We start from the raw sequence: 24,034 nt of genomic DNA on the forward strand, positions 1-24,034 counted from the left end.
GGCACTGCAAACTGATCGCTGCAGCTTGATCATTTGTCTTGCCCGGCAGCCTATGCCGAAACAGGAAGGATGAGGACAAAGTCACTCATTTCGATCTGACCGGACTGGCAAAAAGCGACATCAATCCGCCACAGCCTGTCGATAAGAACGCTGCACCATTCATTCAGACATATCGCTATCAGCACAGCGCTTCATTCAGCCGCAACCGCGTCGAAGCCGTGCCGAAACTGCTCCTCCCTTGCCAAGGGTGGAATGGCTGCGGTCGGGATATGTCGGTCAGTGAGGGACTGCAACTCGCATTGCATCTGCTGGCTATCGCGCGGATCGGTCGCCAAAAGGCGGACCACATGTTTGCCGGATTGGCTCAATGCCACCATTCGGTCCACGGTGCTGACAAACTCGCCGTCCGCGAAGCTCTGTGCTTCATCGATCGTCTGTCGCTTGGCTTCGCGTCGTGCCAACTCCAGAATGTCAAGGTTGGTTGCAGGGCCATGCAAGATCACATCAGCGCCTTGCAGTGCACGGATTGCCCGCATTGGCAGCAGATCGCTTTCTCCATGACTGGCATCAATGAATGTGACTGTTCCCGGCTTTCCTTTGAGTCGAGCCACTTCCGCGATGAAGCCGTCGAAGTGAGAAACATCCGGAACCTTGCGACCCGAAAAGGCCAAATCAACGAACCGCTCCCAAAAGCGACGGCGTGGCGCACCAGCCGTCAGGTGCCTGAGAACGGCAGGGCGAACCCGTCGCGCCAGATCAGCCCAATCGGCCATTGTGGACGATAACAAGCTTTCAATCCGTCGGCGAATGGCTTGTCCCAGAATGGGCGCAGCTCCATCAGTTGATATCCCGATCACCACAGGTGAGCGATTGACAATGGAGCCAAACTGAAACTGGCAATAGGCCGGTTTGTCGATGATATTGACCACCGCTCCCGCCGCGTTGGCCTGAAGTCTGAAGCGCACGCACTCATGAGTGGTTTCAAGATCGCCAATCGCCATCACAGCCCCGTCAAAGCTTGTCTCATCCCATTGCTTTCGATGCCAGATCAACTGGCCTGAATGACACTTGCCGTTGGTCAGAAGGTCGAGCATGTCTTCTTCCGGTGCAGGGGCATGGACATGAACCTCGGCACCGCTGGCTGCCAGCAGTTCGGCCTTCCACGCAGCCCCATCTCCGTCGCCTGCTACAACCACTTTCGCACCCTTGAGGTTGAAGAAAACGGGCAAGGTCGCAAGGCAGCCAACCCGCTCACGGCGTGTGCGTCTTTTGCGTCGTCCGGCTTCATTCAGCAGCAATGTCATGGAGCATCTCCGCGATTTCCGGTTTGCAGGAGCCACAATTGGTTCCTGCCCGTGTCATGGCGCCGACCGCATCGGTGGATTGGCAACCTGCAGCGATTGCGGCCGCGATTTCATTCTGCCCCACCTGCATGCAGGCACAGACGATCTTGCCTTTGTCGGGCAGGGCGGCGCTGGGCGCGCTGGCAAGCACTTGTGCCCGTTCAGAGAAAGTGCGCCGATGCCCGTCGAGCAACCCGGCGGCAAAATCACGCGACACCGATACAGGCTCTGCCGCGAGAAAGATGGCAGCGACCAACTGATCTCCTTCAAACTGGGCCAATCGCATCCGCTCCTTGCGCTGGTCCAGAAAGACGAGAGGGGAGGCGTCTGACGGAAGGTCAAACAGGCCGGCCATCTGATGCGGCGCAATAGCAGCAGGTCGCTCAGACAGGGCAAACTCCACCCGCCAACCATCCTTGCACTTGGCGATTGCCCAGTAAGGCAGCGCCAAGGCGACCGGCTTGTCTCTCAGGATCGCAAAGCCATAGCTCTGGATGGGGGCCGGGGTGAGGGTGACCCGTGCCGACTTGGATGCTGGCTGACCTGAAAAAGGGTCTGTGACCGGCGGTATCAAGACATCAACGCGGGCCTTGGCGCTTACCTGATCGGTCCAGTGGATCGGAACGAAAACCTCCCCCGGCCTGACACGGTCGGTGATCAGGGCACGGACAACAATCTCGCCTCGGTCGTTGCTGACCGAAACGAGAGACGCATCAGTAATGCCGCGCGCCTTGGCGTCCTCAGGGGAGAGCTCGCAAAAAGGTTCGGCCAGATGCGCCGACAACCGGGCGCTACGGGCGGTGCGGGTCATGGTGTGCCAGTGATCCCGAACCCGGCCAGTATTGAGAATGAGCGGCTCGATCCCGGCCTTGCCAACGGCTTTGAGCTGTTTTGGCAATGCAACGTCAATTGCTCGCGCCCGTCGATCCGGGGTGAAGAAGTTACCATTGGAAAAGAAACGAGTGGCCTTGGAAGATGAGGGTTTCTCTTCGGTTTGAGGCCAGTAAAAGGGTTGCATGGCGTCATAGTCGGCGGCATCGCGTCCCGCCCATGCGCCAATGTCAAAATCACGGCTGCCATCATTGTCCTGCTGGCTGAGTGCCGCATATTCGCTGAAAATATCCGCTGCATTCTGCCATGGGAACAAGGCCCCGTGACCCATCCTGCGGCCCACTTCGGCCATTTGCCACCAATCGGCCTTTGCCGCACCGGGTGCGGGCAGGAAGCTTCGTTGGCGGGAAATGCACCGTTCGGAATTGGTTACACTGCCCGCCTTCTCGCCCCATGCCAAAGACGGCAGCTTGATGTCGGCCAGATCGAGTGTATCGGTGCGGTCCTGCACATCTGAGACAATCACCAGCGGGCAGGCCTTGATCGCAGCACGCACCGCATCGGCGTCCGGCATGCTGTCGACCGGGTTGGTCGCCATGATCCAGAGGGCCTTGATTTTACCGTCGCCGACCGCTTGAAACAGGTCAATCGCCTTCAGGCCCGGCTTGTGCGGCAGGCGATCCGTTTGCCAGAAGTCACCCACCAAGGCCCGATGGCTGTCATTTTCGATATCCATATGGCAGGCCAGCATATTGGCAAGGCCGCCCACTTCACGGCCCCCCATGGCGTTGGGCTGGCCGGTGACCGAAAAAGGCCCCATGCCGGGACGGCCAATTCGCCCTGTTGCCAAATGGCAATTGATGATGGCATTGACCTTGTCCGTGCCACAGCTTGATTGGTTGACCCCCTGACTGTAAACCGTCACCACCTTTTCGGTTTTCACGAACAGGCTGTAAAAGGCTTCAAGGTCGCGCTCGCTGAGGCCAGTGGCTTGTCTGATTGCCTCAGGGGTCAGCGCATTGGCTGCCGCAAGTGCTGTTTCCATTCCATTGACATGATCGGCAACATAGGTGGCATGATAGGCCGGGGACGCAGCTAGCCTTTGAAGAAGACCAAGGAACAGCGCAACGTCCCCGTCTGGCCGGATGGCCAGATGCAGGTCGGCTAGATCGGCAGTGCGGGTGCGACGCGGGTCGATCAGCACCACCGTCAAGTCCGGATTCTTTTGTTTGGCAGCAAAGATCCGCTGATAAAGCACCGGGTGGCACCAGGCCAGATTGGTGCCCGTGAGCACGATCAGATCTGCCTGTTCCAGATCCTCGTAACAACCCGGCACCGTATCGGCCCCAAAGGCCCGTTTGTGTCCGGCGACTGATGACGCCATGCAAAGGCGGGAATTGGTGTCGATATTGGCCGACCCAATCACCCCCTTCATCAATTTGTTGGCGGCATAATAATCTTCAGTCAGGATCTGGCCCGAAACATAAAAGGCGATGGCGTCCGGGCCATAGTCCGTGATGATCTGGTTGAAACGGTTCGCAATATGGTCAAGGGCCTTGTCCCATGTGACCTGTTTGCCATTCATTTCTGGCGACAGAAGGCGCTCTTCCAATCCGATCGTGTCCGCCAGCGCTGTTCCCTTGGAACAGAGCCGCCCATAATTGGCCGGATGATCAGGGTCGCCCTTGACCTTGACGCTGCCATCCTTGCCTTGCCGGATCAGAACACCACAGCCCACCCCGCAATAGGGGCAGGTGGACCGGGTGGTTGTCTCCTCTGCTGTCGCCACCATTTTTGTCATGCACTCAATCCCGTCAGATCGATCAGAATGTCCTGATCGGACAGCTTCACCGGGAAGCTTTTGGTGGCGCCTTCATCGGCACCCTGCGCCTGACCGCTTTCAAGGGAAATGACCCAATTGTGCAATGGGCAGGTGACACAGCCGTCATGAACGATGCCTTCGCTGAGCGGCCCTTTCTTGTGCGGGCAAGCATCTTCCAGTGCAAAGACCTGATCGGCGCTGGTGCGGAACAGGGCGATGGTTGTCTCCCCCACCGTCAGCTTGCGGGACCCGCGAACCGGGATGTCGTCAAGGGTGCCAACACGCACCCAATTGTTGCCAAGCGCGTTCATTCTGCGGCCTCCATCAGCACCAGTGGATTGAATTCATGCTTGTCCTTGCCCGAAACCCGTTCGGACCATGGGTCGACCTGAGCAAATTTCTGACTGAAAACGAAACGGTCATAATAGTCTTTGCGGCGCTCGGCATCGTCGACAATCTGGGTCCGGACCTCGTCAAGACCAATCCGCTTGGCCCATTTATAAATGCGCTCCAGATAGAAGCCTTGCTCGCGATACATTTGCAGGAGGGCGACGCAATATTCCATTGCTTCCGCTTCGCTAGAGACATTGCAGAGGATTTCTGTGCCCTTGATTTCAAGGCCAGCCGCCCCGGCAAAATGAATCTCATAGCCGGAATCGACGCAAATGATGCCGATATCCTTGCAGGTCGCCTCGGCGCAGTTGCGCGGGCAGCCAGAGACTGCCAGTTTCACCTTGGCGGGGGTCCAAGACCCCCACATGAATTTTTCAAGCTTGATGCCAAGCCCGGTGGAATCCTGCGTGCCAAAGCGGCACCAGTCCGAGCCGACACAGGTCTTCACCGTGCGCAGCCCCTTGGCATAGGCATGACCGGAGACAAAGCCGACCTTGCCCAGATCCGCCCAGACAGCGGTCAGGTCTTCCTTCTTGATGCCCAGCAAATCGATGCGCTGACCACCGGTCACCTTGACCGACGGAATGTCGAACTTGTCGACCACATCGGCAATCGCCCGCAATTCGGTCGAGGAGGTCATACCGCCCCACATCCGTGGCACGACGCTATAGGTGCCGTCTTTCTGGATGTTGGCATGCACCCGCTCATTGATGAAGCGGGACTGATAGTCATCCGCATACTCTTCGGGCCAATCGGCCACCAGATAGTAATTGAGCGCCGGGCGGCATTTGGCGCAGCCGCACGAGGTCTTCCATTCCAGAGCTTGCATCACTTCAGGGATGGTTTTCAGTTCCTTTGCCTTGATCAGGCGGCGCACATCGCCATGCCCCAGATCGGTGCAAGGGCACATGGCGGCAACCGCATTGGGATTGTAGGCATCGCCGAGGGTGGCAGCCATCAATTGCTCGACCAGCCCGGTACAGGTGCCGCACGAGGCCGAGGCCTTGGTGTGGGCGCGGACATCATCAAGGCTGGTCAGGCCCTTGTCATTGATCGCGCCAACGATCTTGCCCTTACAAACGCCGTTGCAGCCGCAGATTTCTGCGTCATCGGGCAATGCTGCAACGGCTGCCATAGGGTCCAGCGGCGACCCTCCCTGATAGGCCTGACCAAAGATCAGCGTCTCGCGCATCTCGGAAACATTGGTCGCCTTTTTCAACATGTCGAAGAACCAAGGTCCATCGGCGGTTTCGCCATACAGCACCGCGCCAATGATCTTGTCCCCTTCCAGCACCAGCCGCTTATAGACCCCTTTGGAACCATCCCTGAGGACGATCTCTTCGCGGTCTTCTCCTTCCGCAAAGTCACCGGCGGAATAGAGGTCGATCCCTGTTACCTTCAGCTTGGTGGCCGTCACCGAGCCATGATATTCCGACGCACCGCCGATCAGATTGTTGGCAATGACCCCGGCCATGTCATAAAGCGGGGCCACAAGGCCATAACACTGCTGACGATGCTCAACACATTCCCCAAGGGAGAAAATATCCGGGTCGGAGGTGCGCATGTCGTCCGAGACTACAACACCACGATTGACCTCCAGACCGGCCTCTTTGGCCAGAGCCGTGGAAGGGCGAATGCCCACTGCCATGACGATGATCTTGGCATCGATTTTGGTGCCGTCCTCAAGCCGAATGCCTGTCACCTTGCCGTTGGATCCGAGGATCTCCTTGCTGTTGGCCTCGGTCATCACGTCAATGCCACGATCCGTGAAGGCTTTTTCCAGCAAGTAACCTGCAGTCGGGTCAAGCTGGCGCTCCATCAGGGTTGGCATCAAATGCAGCACGGTGACATCCATGCCTTGTTCTTTGAGGCCAGCGGCGGCTTCCAGCCCCAACAGACCGCCGCCAATCACCACGGCTCTGCCGCCCTGCTTGGCAACCTCAAGCATGCGTTCCACATCATCGAGATCGCGATAGGTCAGCACGCCATCCAGATCATGGCCGGGCAGGGGGATGATGAAGGGAGAGGAACCCGTAGCGACCACCAATTGGTCATAGGAGGCGCTGATGCCGTTTTCCGACGTCACAATCTTGGCGTCGCGGTCAATCTCGGTCACCTTTGCACCCTTGTGCAGGGTCACGCCATGGGTCTCATACCAGGTATCATCATGGGTGATGATGTCTTCATAGGTCTTCTCGCCGGACAGGACCGGGGACAGCATCAGGCGGTTATAATTGACCCGTGGTTCGGCATTGAAGATGGTCACGTCAAAGGCATCAGGAGCCTTGTCGAACAGATGCTCCAGCATCCGTCCCGGTGCCATGCCGTTGCCAATTACGACTAGTTTCTTTTTCATAGGTCTTACTCCGCTGCAAAAGTCGGTTGCGAGCCGCGCTGGCGTGCCAATCGGGACGCCCTTTTTTGCTGGATTGATTGAAGTTGATCTGCTGATGGGTCTGCGCCACCCTCATAGGCTTCAAGGAAGTCGAGCAGTTCTTCGCGATAGGCGTAATAGTCAGGGTGGGCCAGCAGCTCCTTGCGCGAGCGTGGCCGTGGCAAATCCACTTCCATGATGTTGCCAATCCGGGCATTGGGGCCGTTTGACATCATCACCACCCGGTCAGCGAGCAAAATGGCCTCATCGACATCATGTGTGACGCAGATGGTTGTCACGTTGGTCCGGTCCCAGACCTCCATCAACACATCCTGCAACTCCCAGCGGGTGAGGCTGTCGAGCATGCCAAAGGGCTCGTCAAGCAGCAGCAGCTTGGGCGAAAGGGCGAAGGCCCGGGCAATCCCGACACGCTGTTTCATGCCGTTGGAGAGGTCAGACGCATAGCGGTCGAGACTGTCACCGAGACCCACTTTGGAGAGATAATAATCAACGATATCTGCCCGTTCCGCCTTGCTGGCCTTGGGATAGACCTGATCAACGCCGAGGGCGACATTCTCCCGAGCGGTCATCCAGGGCATCAGGGAAGGGGCCTGAAACACCACCGCACGCTCTGGTCCGGCTCCGGTCACCTGCTTGCCATCCAAAATGATGCCTCCGCCCGTGATCGGATTGAGGCCCGCGGCCATCGACAGAACCGTGGATTTGCCGCAGCCGGAATGGCCGATCAGGGTGATGAACTCGCCCTTGTTGAGATTGAGCTCAAAGCCGTCGACCACGGTGAGTGGCCCTTTGGGGGTCGGATAAACCTTGGTCAGCTGCGAGAATTGCAGATATTTCTCGCTGCGTGGCGACTGGGCCGCCTCCTGATAGGCCTGCGGCAACGGCTTTGACCGGCTCGAGGGCAAGATATTGGGCAGTTCGATCAGATTGTCCGCATCACTGTGATGGCGTTCGCTGCCCACATTCATCAGATAATCGGTGATGGCGGCACGAAGGGCGATGAAATCATCGTCATGGTTCATTTCTCCGCGCTCCCGCGGCCGTGACAGATCGACCTTGAATTCCGGTCCCAAGGTTGCCTTTGGTCCCGGGGTCAGCGGAATGATCCGGTCTGCCAGCAAAATCGCCTCATCCACATCATTGGTAATGAGAATGATGGTTTTCTTTTCCTGCTCGGAAATGGCAGCGAATTCGTCCTGCAACTTGGCGCGGGTCAAGGCGTCAAGGGCAGACAGAGGCTCGTCCATCAGCAACACTTCTGGCTGCATGGCGAGCACGCGTGCCACGGCCACACGTTGCCGCATGCCGCCGGACAATTCAGCCGGCTTGCGGTCGCGGGCATGGGACAGGCCGACCATCTCGATATATTTGTCGATGATCGCTGCCCGGTCCGCTTTCGATTTGCGTTTGTGGACGCTGGAGACGGCCAGCTCGATATTGCCATAGACCGACAGCCACGGCATCAGCGAGTAGGACTGGAACACCAGTCCGCGCTCCGGGCTTGGGCCTGCAATTTCCTTGCTCTTGAAGATCACGCCCCCCTGATCCGGAGCGATCAATCCGGCCAGCAGGGAAATCAGAGTGGTCTTGCCAGAGCCGGAGAAGCCGACAATCGCAATGAATTCCCCTTCTTCTACCTTCAGGTTGATGTCGCTGAGGACATCGTTGCGGCTGGCCCCTTCGCCAAAATGCTTCGATAGGGCGGAAATTTCCAAAAAGGACATGAGATCGGCTCCCTATCGATTGGCGCTGAAGGTGAAGGCGCGCTGCAGGGCATACATCACCCGGTCGAGCATGAAGCCAACGAGGCCAATGGTCAGAACAGCGACCATGATCTTGGCCAGCGATTGGGAAGAGCCATTCTGGAACTCATCCCAGACGAACTTGCCCAGACCCGGATTCTGCGCCAGCATTTCAGCGGCGATCAGCACCATCCAGCCCACACCCAGCGACAGACGCAGACCGGTAAAAATCAGCGGCAAGGCAGACGGCAGCACCAGCTTGGTGATGGTCTTGCTGGTTGGCAGTTGCAGCACGCGCCCCACATTCATCAGGTCCTTGTCAACCGACGCCACACCAAGCGCTGTGTTGATCAGGGTGGGCCAAAGCGAGCAGAGCGTCACCGTGATCGCGGATATCAGCAGGGATTTTGGCAACCAATCGAAGGTGTCGACATAAAGGGCAGAGACAATCATTGTCACCAGTGGCAGCCATGCGAGCGGCGAGACCGGCTTGAAGATCTGGATCAGCGGATTGATCGCGCCATTGACCGTCTTTGACAGGCCAGAGGCGATGCCGAGCGGCACGGCGATCAGGGTGCCAATCAGAAAGCCAACACCAACGGTCACCAATGAGGTAACAATCTGGTCTAGATAGGTTGGTTTGCCAGTGTAAGAGCGCCACTTGACCTTGTCGGTCTTGCCGGCAGCTTCGAGCTTGGCGTTGCGCTTGTCCTGCCGTTCATAAAATGCAGCGGCTTTCTCTCGTTCGCGGATATGATCGTCCCACAGATTGCCTGCTTGTTCCCACACCTGAACCGGGCCGGGAATGGCGCCGAGAGAGGTCTTGACCTGCGGTGCAAGGCCTGCCCACAGCAGAAGAAAAAGCATGATACCCATCAAGGGGATGATCAGAACCCGTTTCAGTTCAGACAATTGCTCTTTGACATTGTCACCTGCGGCCAGTTTCAGCAAGGGCGTCAACCAGGACAGGCCAAGCGCATCAAGCCAGCCGCTGGCCTTGTTGATTGCCGCAAATAGGCGCTGTTGACGCGGACTGGGGCCGGACGGGGCCACGGGGTTGGAAGTTATGTCGGTCATTGGTTCGGTCCCTTATCTGACAGTCAGATTGGTCGTCTGGCTGGTTGCCTGACAGTGTCGCTGGACCGCCCGCCCATCATTGGCGGACGATCCGTTGCGTGGCCTCACTTTTTGATGATGTCGCTGCCTTCGACCATTTCTCCGGTCTTCAGGCCGATGGTCAGAGCGTCGAGATAGGCATTGGGCTTCTTGCCGTCATAAGCCACGCCATCGATGATGTCGGCGGCTGGTGTCGGTGCGCGATAGCCATCGCTCTCCCATGGGAAATCCGCTTCGGCAACATGGCCTTCTTCGACCAGCATCTTGGCGGCTTTCAGATAGATGTCCGGACGATAGACAGACTTGGCAACCTCGTCATACCAGCTGTCAGACTTGGCTTCCGGGATCTGGCCCCAGCGGCGCATTTGCGAGAGATACCAGACCGCATCCGAATAGTAGGGATAGGTGGCGAAGTAGCGGTAAAAGACGTTGAAGTCCGGCACGTCGCGTTTGTCGCCTTTTTCATACTCGAACGTACCGGTCATCGAGTTGGCGATGACTTCCGCATCCGCGCCGACATATTCGGACCGCGACAGGATCTCCACGGCTTCCATGCGGTTGGCATTGTCGTTTTCGTCGAGCCACTTGGCCGCTCGGATCAGCGCCTTGGTGATGGCGAGGGTGGTATTCGGGTTTTCCTCGGTGAACTCTTTGGTCATGCCAAAGACCTTCTCGGGATTGTTCTTCCAGATTTCAAAGTCGGTAATCACCGGTACGCCGATACCCTTGAACACCGCCTGCTGGTTCCATGGCTCACCGACGCAATAGCCATAGATGGTACCTGCTTCCAGTGTGGCAGGCATTTGCGGTGGAGGGGTCACAGACAGCAGGGCGTCAGCCTTGATCTGGCCCGAAACGTCGGTCGGGGAATAGAAACCGGGATGAATGCCGCCCGACGCCAGCCAGTAGCGAAGCTCGTAATTGTGGGTGGAAACCGGGAAGACCATCCCCATATTGAACGGCTTTCCTTCGGCCTTGAATTGCTCGACAACAGGCTTCAGGGCATCGGCCTTGATTGGGTGCACCACCTTGCCATCGTCGCCGACGGGAATGTTTTTCTTCATCATTTCCCAGATTTCATTGGACACGGTGATGCCGTTGCCATTCAGGTCCATCGAAAAGGGAGTGACGATATGGGCTTTGGTGCCAAAGCCGATGGTGGCGGCCAGCGGCTGACCGGCCAGCATATGGGAGCCATCCAGCTCACCGGTAATGGTGCGATCAAGAAGAACCTTCCAGTTGGCCTGTGCTTCGAGGGTGACAAACAGGCCCTCATCCTCGAAATATCCCTTTTCATAAGCAATCGCCAACGGTGCCATATCAGTCAGCTTGATGAAGCCGAACTTCAACTCATCCTTCTCGACATCAAGCATTTCCGCGTAGGACGATGACGCAAAGGTCACCGCGAGGGCGGTTGCGGTCATGAGAAGAGATGTTTTGATCTTGCGTGCTGCTGGCATAAATGCCTCCTGTTTGGTCCATAAAAAAAGCCATACCGGTGGGGACATTCCGGGAGGAGGAGAATGTCCAGACCAATATGGCTGCTTTGCCTTTTCATGACCCATCATTGGGCCAGCCGCATCGCCGCGGCATGTGAAACCTTCACTGCAATCAGCGTGCCAGTTTCAGGGGTTGATAATTAAGGCATTGAAATATAGGGAATAATTGTCACGAAAATGATTTTGAGATGCTTTGGGATGCTAATTCATTTGATGCCTAAAATGTCATCAATACGTGCAAATGCTTAATTTTTGCCCACTCTTTGCCCGGCGACATAGGCGGCCAATGCATCAGGATCGAACGGAATCCGATCAAAAAAGACATCAGGTCCCAGCGACCCCAATCCCTGATCGGATGCGATTGGGGACTGGATATCCTGGGCACTCAGGATGTCTTGCTGAGTGTCGGGAAGGGCGATGTCCAGAGGAGCCAACGCCGCTCTGAGCATCTCGGGATGACAGGATGCCCGCACACGGGCAATATGGTCGTCACTCAGTTCCACATGCCCCCAGCGCACCATTTGGGAATAGAACCACAAGGCATGGCTTTCTTTCGGAAAGAGCGCAGCACGAGACAGTGGCAAATAGAAGTCCGGCATGTTCAGGCGCTCGGGATCTGCAAGTCCCGTCTCGATGGCTCCGTTAAAGCCCGGCTTGAGGCGTGTTTCACTCAGCCCGATATAGCCGGGTGCGCTGAGAATGCGGCAAAGCTCCTCTTTGTTGGCCGGGGATTCGATCCATTCTGCGGCTTTATACAAGGCACGCAGGAGCGCATAGTGTGCTTCCTGCTGATCAAGGGCAAAGGACCGCCGCACGCCAAGCACCTTGTCTGGACTGTTTTGCCAGATATGACCCTTGGTGGTCAGCAGGACGCCATCGCCATCCAGAATGGCTGCGCTGTTCCATGGCTCTCCGACACAAAAGGCATCCAACGCACCGGACCGCAACGCATCAGGCATGGTGGAAGGGGGCAGAAAGACAATGTCGGTATCCTGATCCGGATCTATGCCACAGCCTGCGAGCCAATAGCGCAACTCATAATTATGGGCTGAATAGGGATGCACGGCCCCAAGGCGCAACTTGGGATTTCCACGTGCGCGGCGATCCTCGATCATTGCTTTGAGCCGCGCCCCTGCCGCCCCGGCATCGAAGGAAACCGGCCCGGAGGCCGGAGCATGGCCATCCCATATCGACCGTGCCATCGTGACCATATTGCCGCCCAGCCCCAGAGCCATGGGCACAACGATATCCAGCGGCAGGGGAAACAGTTTGCAACTGGCGGCAACCGAAATGGGAGCCAACAAATGGGCAACATCGAACAGGCCAATCGCCAGTTTGTCCCGCAAGGTTGCCCACGAGGTTTCCTTGTGCAGATGCAGATCAATGCCTTCGGCCTCCGCAAAGCCGCACTCCCGCGCGATGATCAAGGGAGCTGCATCATTGAGCGCAATGTAACCTGCCTGAATATGGGTTGCTTTACTGGTCATGATTGCTCCTACAAATCCATTGCTTCCGCAGCTAGGACGATGCTGCTGGCAATCTCTGACATTTTTTTTTGTTTGTTCATGGCGGTGGTGCGGATTTGTCTGTGCGCCTCGCTTTCGCTCAGACCCTTGCGATCCATCAGGATTTCTTTGGCCTTGGTGACCACCGACTGGTCCTTGAGCTGGGATTTGGCCTCGAAAAGCTCATCCTCCATTCTCGAGAAGGCCCGGAAGCGGGCAATGGCCATCTCCATGATTGGACGAATGCGATCCTTCTTCAGCCCGTCCACCACATAGGCCGACACCCCTGCATCAATTGCTTCTTCCATGGCGGAGAGGTCCGATTGATCGACAAACATCGCAATCGGCCTTTTGATGGCGCGCGACAGGGCAAAAAAGGCCTCAAGCGTGTCGCGTTGCGGGTTTTCCAAATCTACAATGATGACATCAGGCTGGCTGGTCTGTACCAGCAGCGCCAGACCTGAGAAGCTGTCAACGATCTCGACATTCAGATAGCCGCTTTCGATCAGCCCCAACTTGATGATGGAAGCGCGCGTGCGGTTTTCGTCTGCGACTAGAATTTTGAGATCCGATGGTGACATGTCCGCACTTTTGCATATTGCTGCAGCGCGGAAAAGCGCAAACAAACAGCGTATTTTCTCAAACAATGGCGCAAAAATAGGCAGTTTTGATCGAGCAAATCGCACCCGTTACGCCAACGATCGAACGTCGAACCAGGCGCAGACCATGCCAGAGGAGACAGCTTGGAATCACGAAAAGAGGGAGACTGATTGGATCAGGGAGAATGAATGGCTGGGGTGGTAGGATTCGAACCTACGGTACACGATACCAAAAACCGTTGCCTTACCACTTGGCTACACCCCAGCAGGTCGAAGCGCTTGGCTGCGACGCGAAGTAGGCTTTCTATACAGAAGCGATATCAGCGGTGCAATGCCCTTCCTGCTTTTTTCACAAACAAAGCGCAGCAAAAGAACGGTCTGGCACGGGGCTGGTTTCAAGGCAGAAAGCGATGTTGCTGACACATACGCTGAACTTTCGAATAGGTTTTGCTGCCTGTCGAACAATGAGCGTGGAAATCTTCAAAAGTTTCGCACAATTGCCTTGAGAGACCCTTGCCATCACCGATTAGGAAGGCTATAAGCCGCCCACCAACGGTACGGAGCGTAGCGCAGCCTGGTAGCGCACCTGATTTGGGATCAGGGGGTCGGAGGTTCGAATCCTCTCGCTCCGACCATGGTACTTCCCCGAAAATTTGAAGTATGCTGCTGAAAAGCCAGTCTTTTCACTGCTCAGCTGAGCAGTGTGAGAATATACTGGATCAGCACGAATATGGCTGCGCTGACGGTGCAGACAAAGGTCACGATCATGCCTCTGGTTCGGTAGGCAAGATTCTCGACCCCAGTCAGGGAATAGCGTTCGCGGAAGGCCACCCCGTAGGCATGGGACAGGCGACCCAGCAAGAATGTCGCGCCTAGCAGATGCACCCCCCAAGCCGGTAGGCCCTGATATTCTGCCAGCCCCAGAAGCAACAGAAAGATCGGTGCATATTCCGCCAGATTGCCGTGTGCCCGAACCGCTTGCCGCATGGCTTCTTTGCCGCCATCTCCCAAAGCGACTCTCAATTTGAGGCGATTGCGAACGACGTTGACGGATAAGGCAAGGAATAGAAAAGCAATGAGGGACGCATAAAGTGCTACAGTCATGGATTGATCTTTCGTGATGGAAAAAACAGAATGTGTCTATGTTGGAAATAAGAGTGCCTGTTTCTGCAAACAAGGCAAGGTTGAAAAATTACAAAAGGGAAGCACTCTTCATGCTTCCCTGAATTTGCCTGAATTTGCCTGAACTTTCTCTCTATTCCCGAGCAAGCAACCGTTGTCTGGTGGCCGCATATTCGACCTTCAGTCGGTCGACAATCGCCTGAACCGGTTCGACACGATCCACAGTACCAATGCCTTGCCCCGAGCCCCAGATATTCTTCCAGGCCTTGGCGCCTTCATTGGTGGCCTTGGCAAAGTCCATTTTGTTCCGTTCTTCCTTCATCAGTTCTTTGGGATTGATGCCTGATGCGACCAGCGAGGGCTTGAGATAATTGCCATGCACGCCGGTAAAGCGGTCGGTATAGATGATGTCATCGGCACCGCAATCAACGATCATCTGCTTGTAGGCTTCCTCTGCATTGGCCTCGCGTGACGCGATGAAGGCCGAACCGATATAGGCAAGATCAGCCCCCATGGCCTGGGCTGCCAGAATGGAGGCACCGGTCGAAATCGACCCCGAGAGCAACAAGGGGCCATCAAACCATTGCCGGATCTCGCCGATCAGCGCCATCGGCGACAAGGTCCCCGCATGCCCACCGGCACCAGCTGCCACTGCAATCAGCCCATCGGCTCCCTTTTCAACCGCCTTCTTGGCATGACGATTGTTGATGATGTCATGCAGGATCAGCCCTCCGTAGGAATGCACTGCCTGATTGACCTCTTCCACGGCACCAAGCGATGTGATGACGATCGGGACTTTGTGTTTGACACAGGTTTCCATATCCGCCATCAGCCGATCATTGGATCGATGCACAATCTGGTTGACGGCATAAGGGGCAGCCGGATGATCCGGGTGTGCCTGATTGTGGCGGTCCAATTCTTCCTCAATCTGGGTCAGCCACTGATCCAGCTTTTCTTGCGGTCGAGCATTCAGGGCGGGAAAGGATCCCACAATCCCGGCCTTGCATTGGGCGATAACCATCTCCGGATTGGAAATGATGAACATTGGCGACGCCACAGCGGGCAGGGTGAGTGTGTCGAAAAGAGCTGGCAGGCTCATGGGAGTCCCCCTTGGAGAATGTTTGGCACATTACGTTAAGGTGAGGTTAGCGAATGTTCGAGCCTCTGTAAATGACTTCGAAAGGCGGAGAGCACTTGTCCACCTGACCGACGGTCAAACACAGTCAGGCGGGAGGGTCAGAAGACCATGCTGCCCTCGGAATGGGGTTCATGCGCCATGTCTTCCGGCTCGATGTGAATGATCACGTCGGCATGTGGCATATTGTCCATCAGCGCATGCTCGATCCGGTCGCAAATGGCATGGGCGGTATCGACCGACATGGCACTGGGCACGACCAGATGGAACTCGACAAAGATGACCCGCCCCGAATGGCGGGTTTTCAGGTCATGCGCCTCGATCGCCCCATCGGCATTGGCCATGATGATGGTGCGGATCTGTTCTTGCTCTTCTTCATCGATCGCTTCGTCCATCAGGCCGCTCATCGAGCCTTTGAGCAAACCCCAGCCGGTCCACAGAATGCTGACCCCCACCGCAAAGGCGAGCAGAGGATCAAGCCAGTGCAGACCCGTCAGGGCTGCAATACCAACGCCGGCCAGCACACCGACCGAAGAAACAATGTCAGTGAACAGATGCTTGCCATCGGCAATCAGGGCAGGGGACCGCATGCGCGTTCCCTGACGCACGAGCACAGCTGCCCAGATGCCATTGACCACACCGGCCCCGGCATTGAGTGACAGGCCGAGCCAATGAATATCGAGCAATCGGGGATTCATAAATCCCGCATAGGCTTCACGGAAAATCGACAGGGCCGCCAGCACAATGAACACCCCTTCAGCCACTGCCGAGAGATATTCGGCCTTGTGATGGCCAAACGGATGGTTGTCATCGGCAGGTTTTGCGCTGAGCCAGACAGCAATCACGACCCCAATCGCCGCCGTCAGATTGACCACCGTCTCCAGCGCATCCGAATACAGACCGACAGAATGGGTCAGCAGATAGGCTGCATATTTCATTGCCAGAACAACGAGCGAAATGAAGATGGAGCCAATGGCAAGATGCATGGCGGTCAGTTTTGAAGGGGAAAAGGGCATGATCGGACAAATTATAAGAGGGGAAGCGAAGGGGTGATCGCCTTCTTCTTGCATATCAGAGACAGGAATCCCACCCCGACAGATCACCCAGTCCAAAGCCGTGTATAAGTGGGCGAAGCGCCCTCCAATCCCGGAGCGATGATTGTCAGTCTGCATCGCACCACCTACACTGCCCGCAACAAAGCCAGCTGTTCAGGCTGAGCCCCCGCCTCAAGCTTCCCAGACCCACGCGCGGCATTGTCCCGGCGCGATTCCATGTTCCCCGTTTGAAGAAAGGCTTTTCGATGTCCCGTATCGTGTATGTGAATGGCGAATTTCTGCCAGAAGAAGACGCCAAGATTTCGGTCTTTGATCGTGGTTTCCTGTTTGCAGATGGCGTTTATGAAGTCTCGACCATTATCGATGGCAAACTGGTCGACAATGGTGCCCATCTCGCCCGTCTGGAACGCTCGATGAAAGAGCTGGAGATGGATCAGCCGTGCACGATGGAAGAGCTGGAAGCCGCCCAGCATGAGCTGCTGCGTCGCAACGATGTCAAGGAAGGCGGACTTTATCTGCAGGTCACCCGTGGTGCGGCCGATCGTGATTTTGCTTTTCCCAAAGAAGCAAAATCCTCGTTGGTCATGTTCACTCAGGCCAAAGCTGTGATCGACAATCCTGCCGCCAAGACCGGGATTAGCGTTGTTACGGTGCCGGATATTCGCTGGCAGCGCCGCGATATCAAGGCCGTTGGCCTGCTGCCCGCTTCGATGGCCAAACAAGCTGCGCTGAAGGCTGGGGCCGACGACGCATGGATGGTTGAAGGTGGCTATGTTACCGAAGGCTCGTCCAACAATGCCCACATCGTCACCAAGGATGGCGTGCTGGTAACCCGGGCCTTGTCCAACAAGATTCTGCACGGCATCACCCGCAAGGCTGTACTGGCCTTGGCTGAAGAAACCGGCATCACGGTTGAAGAGCGCAGCTTCACGCCCGAGGAAGTGGGTGAAGCGTCTGAGGCCTTCATCACCTCTGCTTCGATGTTCGTCATGCCAGTGACCAAGTTTGACGGCGAGCCCGTTGGCGATGGCCAGCCGGGACCGGTCAGCACCCGCCTGCGTGCGCTGTATGTGGCCTTTGCTCGCGACAGCCTGAGTTAGTCTCAAGCGACTAATGTGGAATAGTTGAACCCCGTGCCATATGTCTGTGGCGCGGGGTTTTTATCAGGCAAGATAACTGGCGATGCCGTCTGCGGCCCATCGCCCCTGAGACAGACAGGCGGTCAGCAAATAGCCACCCGTTGGCGCTTCCCAGTCGAGCATTTCCCCGGCAACAAACAGACCAGGCTGAGACCGCACCATGAGAGACGCATCCAGCGCATCCAGCGCAACGCCGCCTGCGGTGCTGATCGCCTCCGCCATCGGCCGCGTTCGAACCAAAGGCAAGGGAAGAGCCTTCAGGCTTCTGGCCAGCTTCTGTGGATCCTGCATAGTCTCGCGATCTACCAAGGCTTTCACCAATGCCGCTTGCAGCCCTTGCAGATGGATCGTTTTGCGCAAATGGTTCGACAATGACTGTTTGCCCCTTGGGCGAGACATCTTGGCAGCAAGCTGGTCATCACTTTGATTGGGCCGCAAATCGATCAATAGAGTGGCTTGGCCATCTTGCTCGATCGCATCGCGTAATGAAGCGCTGAGACCATAGACAGGCCCTCCCTCGATGCCATGGCGTGTGATGATGAAGTCGCCCGCCACTTCATTGTCGCCAAAGGACAGGCGCACCGATTTGACCGGTTGACCCGCCCACTGCTCGGCAAAGGCCTCAGGCCAGTTGGCATCAAAGCCGCAATTGGCCGGGCGAAAGGCGCGCATCGCAAGACCACGTGCTTGAAGGACGTCCACAAAGTCGCCATCGGTCCCGAGCCGTGGCCAGCTTGGCCCACCCAAAGACAACAACGTTGCGTCAGCACGAACGGCCTGTTGTCCCTGTGGGGTGGCAAAGAGCAGCGCTCCATCGTTGTCCCAGCCGCTCCAGCGATGCCGTGCGCGTAGTGCGACACCGCGTCCGTCAAGCCGGGTCAGAAGGGAACGCAGCAACGTTGAAGCTTTCATGGTGCTGGGAAAGAGCCGACCTGACGAGCCAACAAAGAGAGTTTGTCCAAGCCCTTCCATCCATGTGATCAGTTCGGCCGTCCCAAAGCGATCCAGCATGGGTGCCATGAAACCTGCTGCCTTTCCATAGCGAGCCAGAAAGCGCTCGGGAGCATCGATTCCGCTCTGATGGGATATATTCAAACCGCTCTTGCCTGCCATCAGGATTTTGCGAGCAGGGCTCGGCATGGCATCATAGAGCGTGATGGCCAGATCAGGCCGTTCGCTCGACAGCCGGTCTGCCGCCATGAGGCCAGCTGCACCGGCCCCGATAATGGCCACTTGTTTTTTGCGATGCGCCGTCATTGCCTCATATCCATTCTTGATTCCAATCTGCGAAACTGCTTCTTCATAAGCCTTGAAGCGCTGCTTGCAAATGCGAAGTGAAAAGAAAAGCCTCCGAAGTGGGGGCTTCGGAGGCCGTTGGGACAGCATGTGAGTAAAACCGTCCGGCTCAAGTTGGATTGGTCTCCCTGAATATGGCCCGGACTCGCTTCGCTCCTCCGCTTGGTGTGCCAAGGGTCCATATTCCAGACACCGTGCCCCGCACGGCTTGTCTTATACCTCCGGGAGTGGGAGGTCGTGATGCATCGCATCACAGATCTATTCTTGCGGACCAGTGCGCCGGTCCCGGTTCATTTAGGGCTCAAGCGCGGGCCTCAGACGCGCAACCGACTGGCCGTCACGTGCTTTCGGAGCACCCACGATCGTCTGCCAGATGTGCGGATTGCCGACCGCCTGACGTTTGTTCCAGCGATATTTGACCTTCTGCCAAGGCAGGATCAGCGGATCGAGATTGTCGAGCACAAATTCGCCGCGATCCGTGCGCACCACCAACACCGCATGATAGGTGCCGTCGGGCAGATAGGCGGTGGTGACCAGCAGTGCATCTGAAGGCCAGCCCCGGCTCAACAGCTCGCGCTGTTTCGTCAGGGCGTAATCTTCGCAGTCCCCCGCAGACACATAAACAGACCATTGGTCGACACGGCCATCGGCTTTCGGGGCAATGCTCTTGTTGATCACGCTGTTGATCGTGACCAGCTGTTGCCAACTGGTCTGAGTCAGAATGACCGCTCCCTGACCATAGCGGGCACAGGCGTCGGGTTCCCGGGCGCAATAGTGGACATGACCGGCTGGTGGGCTGGTCCGCTCAACCACGCGCATCCCAAGACCCGACAGGGACACATCTGTCGCGCCGGTCGCTGCAGCATGGCTTGCACCAACCAACAGGCCAGCGACAAGGGTGGCTGCCTGCAAAATGCGGGATTGATTTCGATATGAACGAAGTCGAAACAAGATCGGCCCTCCATAGATTTCGGGACCGAGGCTAGGCTTCGCTTTTAAATATGCGCTTTGAAACTATTGGAGATTTAAGATCGTTAATTCACAGATGCTTAATCATGACAGCGAAAAAAACGGGTCGGCGAAAGGGCCTTGCGAGATCGAATTTTTGCCACGGATTGGCAAATCTCTGCTGGATTGACAAAATCCGATTTGCTGATCAATTCCCGAAAGACTTTGTTAGGCATGATCGAGAAAGACACCCCGACTTGCCATTCGTCAGAAGGACTTGCCATTCGTCAGAAGGTGGAAAAGAAATGAGCACTTTCAACCACATCTATCGATCAGCCTTAAAACGGCCTAAAGCCAGACGCCGCATTTACGTCTTTCGCGCAAGACTTTGTTCACCATGATGGCTCCGGAAAAGAACGGCCTAGCGAATGAGGAAGAGCCCTGCAATACAACAGCATCACGGGCAAGACGGTGAATCAATGTTCGAACAACTTGAATCACTCTGTGAGGCAACGGAATCATTTTCTCAGCCAGATGAATCTGTCTCTTCGCAATCCCCAGCAAGCCTCTGAAATGACTCTCGCTTCCAGTCTACTTAAAGTGGAATTTGCTTAAAGTGAGATCTTGGCTACATGGTTCGATAGGACAGACAAAAAGGGCGGACCCCGAAGGACCCGCCCTTGATATATGCTGAATTGATGAGCCGCTTGACGCCCATCACCGGGAAAATTCTCGATTAAAGAAGGTCGAGTTTAACGTCCCAGTTTTTGATCTTCATGGTGCCGTTCTGGGCATTGTTCAACTGCATCTTGAAGACGCAATCCCAAAGCTGTGGTTCGTGGCCAACGCCGCGAGCCAGGCAGTCTTTTTCAGCCTTGTCGAAATAGGCGTTCAGGATGTCTTTGTAGTCCGGATGCGCACAATTGTTGATGATGGCATGTGCACGGTCACGAGGAGACAGACCACGAAGGTCAGCCAGACCCTGTTCGGTTACGACGATGTCCAGATCATGTTCGGTATGGTCAATATGCTGTGCGTGCGGCACGATGCAGCTGATACCGGTTGGATCGGTTTTGGTTGGACGGCTGGATGGGGTATGCATGATCTTCAGGAAGCCGGAGCGCAGGAAGTCGCCCGACCCACCGATACCGTTGACGATACGGGTACCGTTGATCAAGGTCGAGTTTGCATGGCCATACATGTCGATTTCAACCGGCGTGTTCATGGCGATAACGCCGAGACGACGGGCAACCTCAGGGTTGTTGGAGATCGACAGAGGACGCAGGACGATTTTGTCCTGATACAGCTCGCGGTTTTTAATGAAGCGTGGCATGCCTTCATTTTCCGACAGGGAAAGCGAGCAGGCAGATGCACGTTTCAGACGACCGGAGTCGAACAGGTCAAGCATACCGTCCTGAAGAACTTCGGTGTAAACCGACAGATCGTAGAAAGGACCGTTGGCCAGACCAGACACAACAGCGTTGGCGATGGAGCCCACACCGGACTGCAGTGGCAGCAGGTTGCCCGGCAGACGGCCAGCTTTTACTTCAGCGCCGAAGAAGTCGAGCAAATGGTTGGCGATAGCGATGGAATCTTCATCAGCACCGGCCAAAGAACGGCCTTTATCGGTATGCTCGGATTCGACGATTGCGACGATCTTGGAAGGATCGCAAGGCACATAAGTGGAGCCAATGCGGCTGTCAGCTTTGGTGACACCGATGATTTCACGATGCGGAGGCGCATGCAGAACCATCACGTCATGCATTCCTTCGAAGGAAGGCATGGCGGTGTTGACTTCGATGATGATGTTTTCGCAGGTCTGAACGATTTCAGGGATCACACCAACGGAAGCGGAAGGAATAAGGCCACCATCTTCGGTGATGCCAGACACTTCGATGATCGCCAGATCGAGTTTACCGGACTGGGTGTCTTTGGTGTAGTAACCATAGGCCAGATCCTGAGCAAACAGGGACAAGTGCTTGTCACCCATGCGGATGCGGCCTTCGTTAATGGCCTTGGCGATGTTTTTACCGGTCTGGTAAGGCCAGCGACGGTCGATCATGTCGAGGCTTGCCCAACGGTCTTCGGTTTCTGCACCAACAGAAGCACCGATGAACAGGTTGAAGCGCATTTTGCCCTGAAGATTGTTCTCTTCAACATAATCGGCAAGAGCGATCGGAACCGCTTTAGGGTAACCGGCAGGGGTAAAACCTGACCAGCCAAGGTTCATACCGTCTTTGAACATCGGAAGGACTTCTTCGACGGTTTTAACTTTGTTCATCAGGAACGGACAGCGGACGCGTTCTTCCAGTGTTCCATACGTACCCATTCTTCTTTTTCTCCTGTTAAGCTGTTGCTCTGTTGCGAGCAACGAATTCAAGGGTCATTTCCCGTGCTTGGTTCCCGATATGCGTGATCGAGCAGAGGAAAGTCACCAAATCAGTTTTGAATAATTGAAGTGAAAGTCTGGTCTCTTGTGCAGTGGTTCTTGCGTTCGAATTGGATAGGGCAGGGGCAGCCTTGCAAGAAGCTGCCCCGATTGATGGGTCGGTGCGTTCGATCACATCCCGGCCACAGCACAGGCTGAGGCCTCTGGATTGGCCCCCAAGGCCTTGTTTGATCATAGCCAGTTGCGCTTTGGCAGTTTGCGTCACCGATTGAAACTCTCGTTGATCCTACAAAAGGTTTGACTTCCGAGCCGCCACACGGAGGCCTTCGCGGAATTTTGGATGGGCAATCTCAATCAGAGCGGCGGCCCGCTGCTGCATGCATTTGCCCTTCATTTCGGCGACACCATATTCCGTCACCACATTCATCACTTCCATGCGCGGACCCGTCACTGCGCAGTTTTCCAGTCTTGGCACGATCCGCGAAACCGTATCATTCTTGGCGGTCGAATGCAGGGCAAGGAACGATTTGCCCCCTTCCGACGCATAGGCACCGCGGACAAAGTCGAGCTGTCCACCTGTGCCCGAAAACTGCAGTCCACCCACCATTTCCGAGTTGATCTGACCGCCCAGATCCATCTCGATGGCCGCATTGACCGAAATCATGCCTTTGTTCAGGCGAATGTTTTTCGGGCTGTTCGTGAACGACGCCGGATAGCCGACAACGGATGGGTTATCGTCCATGAAGTCGAACATTTCGCGATTGCCCAATGCCAGCGTGTAGACATGTTTGTAGGGCAGGAAGGTCTTCTTGCGGCCATTGATGACACCTTGCTGGATCAGCTTAGCCATCGCGGGCGAGAAGAGTTCCGAATGAAGGCCAAGATCGTTCTTGTCACCCAAGAACCGCATCACGGCGTCCGGAACCGCGCCAATCCCCATTTGGATTGTCGCGCCATCCTGAATTTGTTCTGCAATCAGTTTGCCGATGGCTTCATCCACCTCGGAGCCGCTTTCCACCTCGTACTCCATGAGGGGGTGGTCATATTCGACCACTTGGTCGACGTCATTGACATGGACCAAACATTCACCAAATGTCCGCGGCATTTGCGGATTGACTTCCACAATCACATGCTTGGCCTTGCGGATAACACTCACCGAAACATCAGGGTTGGTGCCAAGGGAGAAGTGGCCCGATTTGTCCATCGGAGAAACGGTCACAATATGCACGTCCGGGCGCACATGTTCGGTCAACAGGCGCCCGGCCTGATGGAACATGCAAGGGACGAAATGCACCCATTCTTCACCCTTTTCATGGCCTCTGCGCGCCAGTTCGCGGTCGGCGCGGGACATAAAGAGCGGATGTGGCTTGATGAAGGGAATCGTGTCCGGGGTGAAGATCGTGTTCAGATGTTCATCATGACCGTGCAGATAATAGACATTGAGGCGGGCATAGGCACCATCACGAGCGCGGTCTCCAACTGCCTTCATCAAGGCCAAAGGTTGCCCGGCACCCGATCCCATAATCAGGTTCATATGGTCTTTGATGGCTTCGGCTGCCTTGGCTGGAGTGGTCAATTTGGCCTGATATTGCGCTTCAAATGTGGACATACCCGGTTCCTCTTCCCTGAAACGGATCGAAGGTCGACCTTCAATCGAAAGTATAACACCGGGTTTTGGGTTTCCCTATCGGACCAAAAGAGAAAA

17 protein-coding genes and 2 tRNA genes are annotated in these 24,034 nt (G+C 56.1%); 2 read left to right on the forward strand and 17 right to left on the reverse strand.

Going from position 1 to position 24,034, the window contains the following annotated elements:
• Positions 1-191 precede the first annotated feature (191 nt).
• From DSD30_RS13080 to DSD30_RS13130, 10 genes are all read right to left on the reverse strand, one after another.
• Positions 192-1,304, reverse strand: coding sequence for an NAD(P)-dependent oxidoreductase (locus DSD30_RS13080; protein WP_114010109.1), 1,113 nt, complete (start codon positions 1,302-1,304; stop codon positions 192-194).
• Entirely contained in the window at positions 1,285-3,975 is a 2,691-nt protein-coding gene (locus tag DSD30_RS13085; RefSeq protein WP_245418464.1) for a nitrate reductase, read from the reverse strand. Before DSD30_RS13085 ends, DSD30_RS13080 begins: the two co-directional genes overlap by 20 nt.
• The gene (gene nirD / locus DSD30_RS13090; protein WP_114010110.1) at positions 3,972-4,307 is read right to left on the reverse strand and encodes a nitrite reductase small subunit NirD; all 336 of its coding nucleotides are present in this window, start codon (positions 4,305-4,307) and stop codon (positions 3,972-3,974) included. Before nirD ends, DSD30_RS13085 begins: the two co-directional genes overlap by 4 nt.
• Positions 4,304-6,745, reverse strand: coding sequence for a nitrite reductase large subunit NirB (nirB, locus tag DSD30_RS13095; RefSeq protein WP_114010111.1), 2,442 nt, complete (start codon positions 6,743-6,745; stop codon positions 4,304-4,306). Before nirB ends, nirD begins: the two co-directional genes overlap by 4 nt.
• Before the next feature lie 5 nt (positions 6,746-6,750).
• Positions 6,751-8,508, reverse strand: coding sequence for an ABC transporter ATP-binding protein (locus tag DSD30_RS13100; protein WP_114010112.1), 1,758 nt, complete (start codon positions 8,506-8,508; stop codon positions 6,751-6,753).
• A gap of 12 nt (positions 8,509-8,520) precedes the next feature.
• Positions 8,521-9,603 (reverse strand): ABC transporter permease, encoded by a 1,083-nt coding sequence (locus tag DSD30_RS13105; RefSeq protein WP_114010113.1) that lies wholly within the window; start codon positions 9,601-9,603, stop codon positions 8,521-8,523.
• 104 nt (positions 9,604-9,707) lie between these two features.
• The gene (locus DSD30_RS13110; RefSeq protein ID WP_114010114.1) at positions 9,708-11,102 is read right to left on the reverse strand and encodes a CmpA/NrtA family ABC transporter substrate-binding protein; all 1,395 of its coding nucleotides are present in this window, start codon (positions 11,100-11,102) and stop codon (positions 9,708-9,710) included.
• 284 nt (positions 11,103-11,386) lie between these two features.
• Positions 11,387-12,628 (reverse strand): CmpA/NrtA family ABC transporter substrate-binding protein, encoded by a 1,242-nt coding sequence (locus tag DSD30_RS13115; protein ID WP_114010115.1) that lies wholly within the window; start codon positions 12,626-12,628, stop codon positions 11,387-11,389.
• 8 nt (positions 12,629-12,636) lie between these two features.
• Positions 12,637-13,227, reverse strand: a complete 591-nt coding sequence (locus DSD30_RS13120; protein WP_114010116.1) for an ANTAR domain-containing response regulator — start codon at positions 13,225-13,227, stop codon at positions 12,637-12,639.
• 208 nt (positions 13,228-13,435) lie between these two features.
• Positions 13,436-13,510 (reverse strand) — tRNA-Gln (locus DSD30_RS13130).
• A 293-nt stretch (positions 13,511-13,803) separates the two neighbouring features.
• Here DSD30_RS13130 and DSD30_RS13135 point away from each other — a divergent pair.
• Positions 13,804-13,880 (forward strand) — tRNA-Pro (locus tag DSD30_RS13135).
• A 55-nt stretch (positions 13,881-13,935) separates the two neighbouring features.
• Here the strand turns inward: DSD30_RS13135 and DSD30_RS13140 are convergent.
• The 3 genes from DSD30_RS13140 to DSD30_RS13150 form a co-directional block, all read right to left on the reverse strand.
• Positions 13,936-14,349, reverse strand: a complete 414-nt coding sequence (locus tag DSD30_RS13140) for an MAPEG family protein (protein ID WP_114010118.1) — start codon at positions 14,347-14,349, stop codon at positions 13,936-13,938.
• Positions 14,350-14,500: 151 nt separating this feature from the next.
• Positions 14,501-15,466: an NAD(P)H-dependent flavin oxidoreductase gene (locus DSD30_RS13145; RefSeq protein WP_114010119.1), complete on the reverse strand. Its 966-nt coding sequence runs from the start codon at positions 15,464-15,466 to the stop codon at positions 14,501-14,503.
• Between the two features lie 137 nt (positions 15,467-15,603).
• Positions 15,604-16,518, reverse strand: coding sequence for a cation diffusion facilitator family transporter (locus DSD30_RS13150; protein ID WP_245418465.1), 915 nt, complete (start codon positions 16,516-16,518; stop codon positions 15,604-15,606).
• Between the two features lie 284 nt (positions 16,519-16,802).
• Here DSD30_RS13150 and DSD30_RS13155 point away from each other — a divergent pair, with 284 nt between their 5' ends.
• Positions 16,803-17,657: a D-amino-acid transaminase gene (locus tag DSD30_RS13155; RefSeq protein WP_114010120.1), complete on the forward strand. Its 855-nt coding sequence runs from the start codon at positions 16,803-16,805 to the stop codon at positions 17,655-17,657.
• A gap of 63 nt (positions 17,658-17,720) precedes the next feature.
• Here DSD30_RS13155 and DSD30_RS13160 read toward each other — a convergent pair whose 3' ends face one another.
• The 4 genes from DSD30_RS13160 to DSD30_RS13180 form a co-directional block, all read right to left on the reverse strand.
• Positions 17,721-18,953 carry a TIGR03862 family flavoprotein gene (locus tag DSD30_RS13160; protein WP_114010452.1) on the reverse strand — a complete coding sequence of 411 codons (1,233 nt, stop codon included), beginning with the start codon at positions 18,951-18,953 and terminating at the stop codon, positions 17,721-17,723.
• 333 nt (positions 18,954-19,286) lie between these two features.
• Entirely contained in the window at positions 19,287-19,943 is a 657-nt protein-coding gene (locus DSD30_RS13165) for a transglutaminase-like cysteine peptidase (RefSeq protein WP_157967697.1), read from the reverse strand.
• Between the two features lie 733 nt (positions 19,944-20,676).
• Positions 20,677-22,269 carry a succinyl-CoA:acetate CoA-transferase ScpC gene (gene scpC, locus DSD30_RS13175; protein WP_114010123.1) on the reverse strand — a complete coding sequence of 531 codons (1,593 nt, stop codon included), beginning with the start codon at positions 22,267-22,269 and terminating at the stop codon, positions 20,677-20,679.
• 346 nt (positions 22,270-22,615) lie between these two features.
• The gene (locus tag DSD30_RS13180; protein WP_114010124.1) at positions 22,616-23,938 is read right to left on the reverse strand and encodes an acetyl-CoA hydrolase/transferase family protein; all 1,323 of its coding nucleotides are present in this window, start codon (positions 23,936-23,938) and stop codon (positions 22,616-22,618) included.
• Positions 23,939-24,034 lie beyond the last annotated feature (96 nt).

The sequence above is a fragment of the Cohaesibacter intestini genome (assembly GCF_003324485.1).
Taxonomy (GTDB): Bacteria; Pseudomonadota; Alphaproteobacteria; order Rhizobiales; family Cohaesibacteraceae; genus Cohaesibacter; species Cohaesibacter intestini.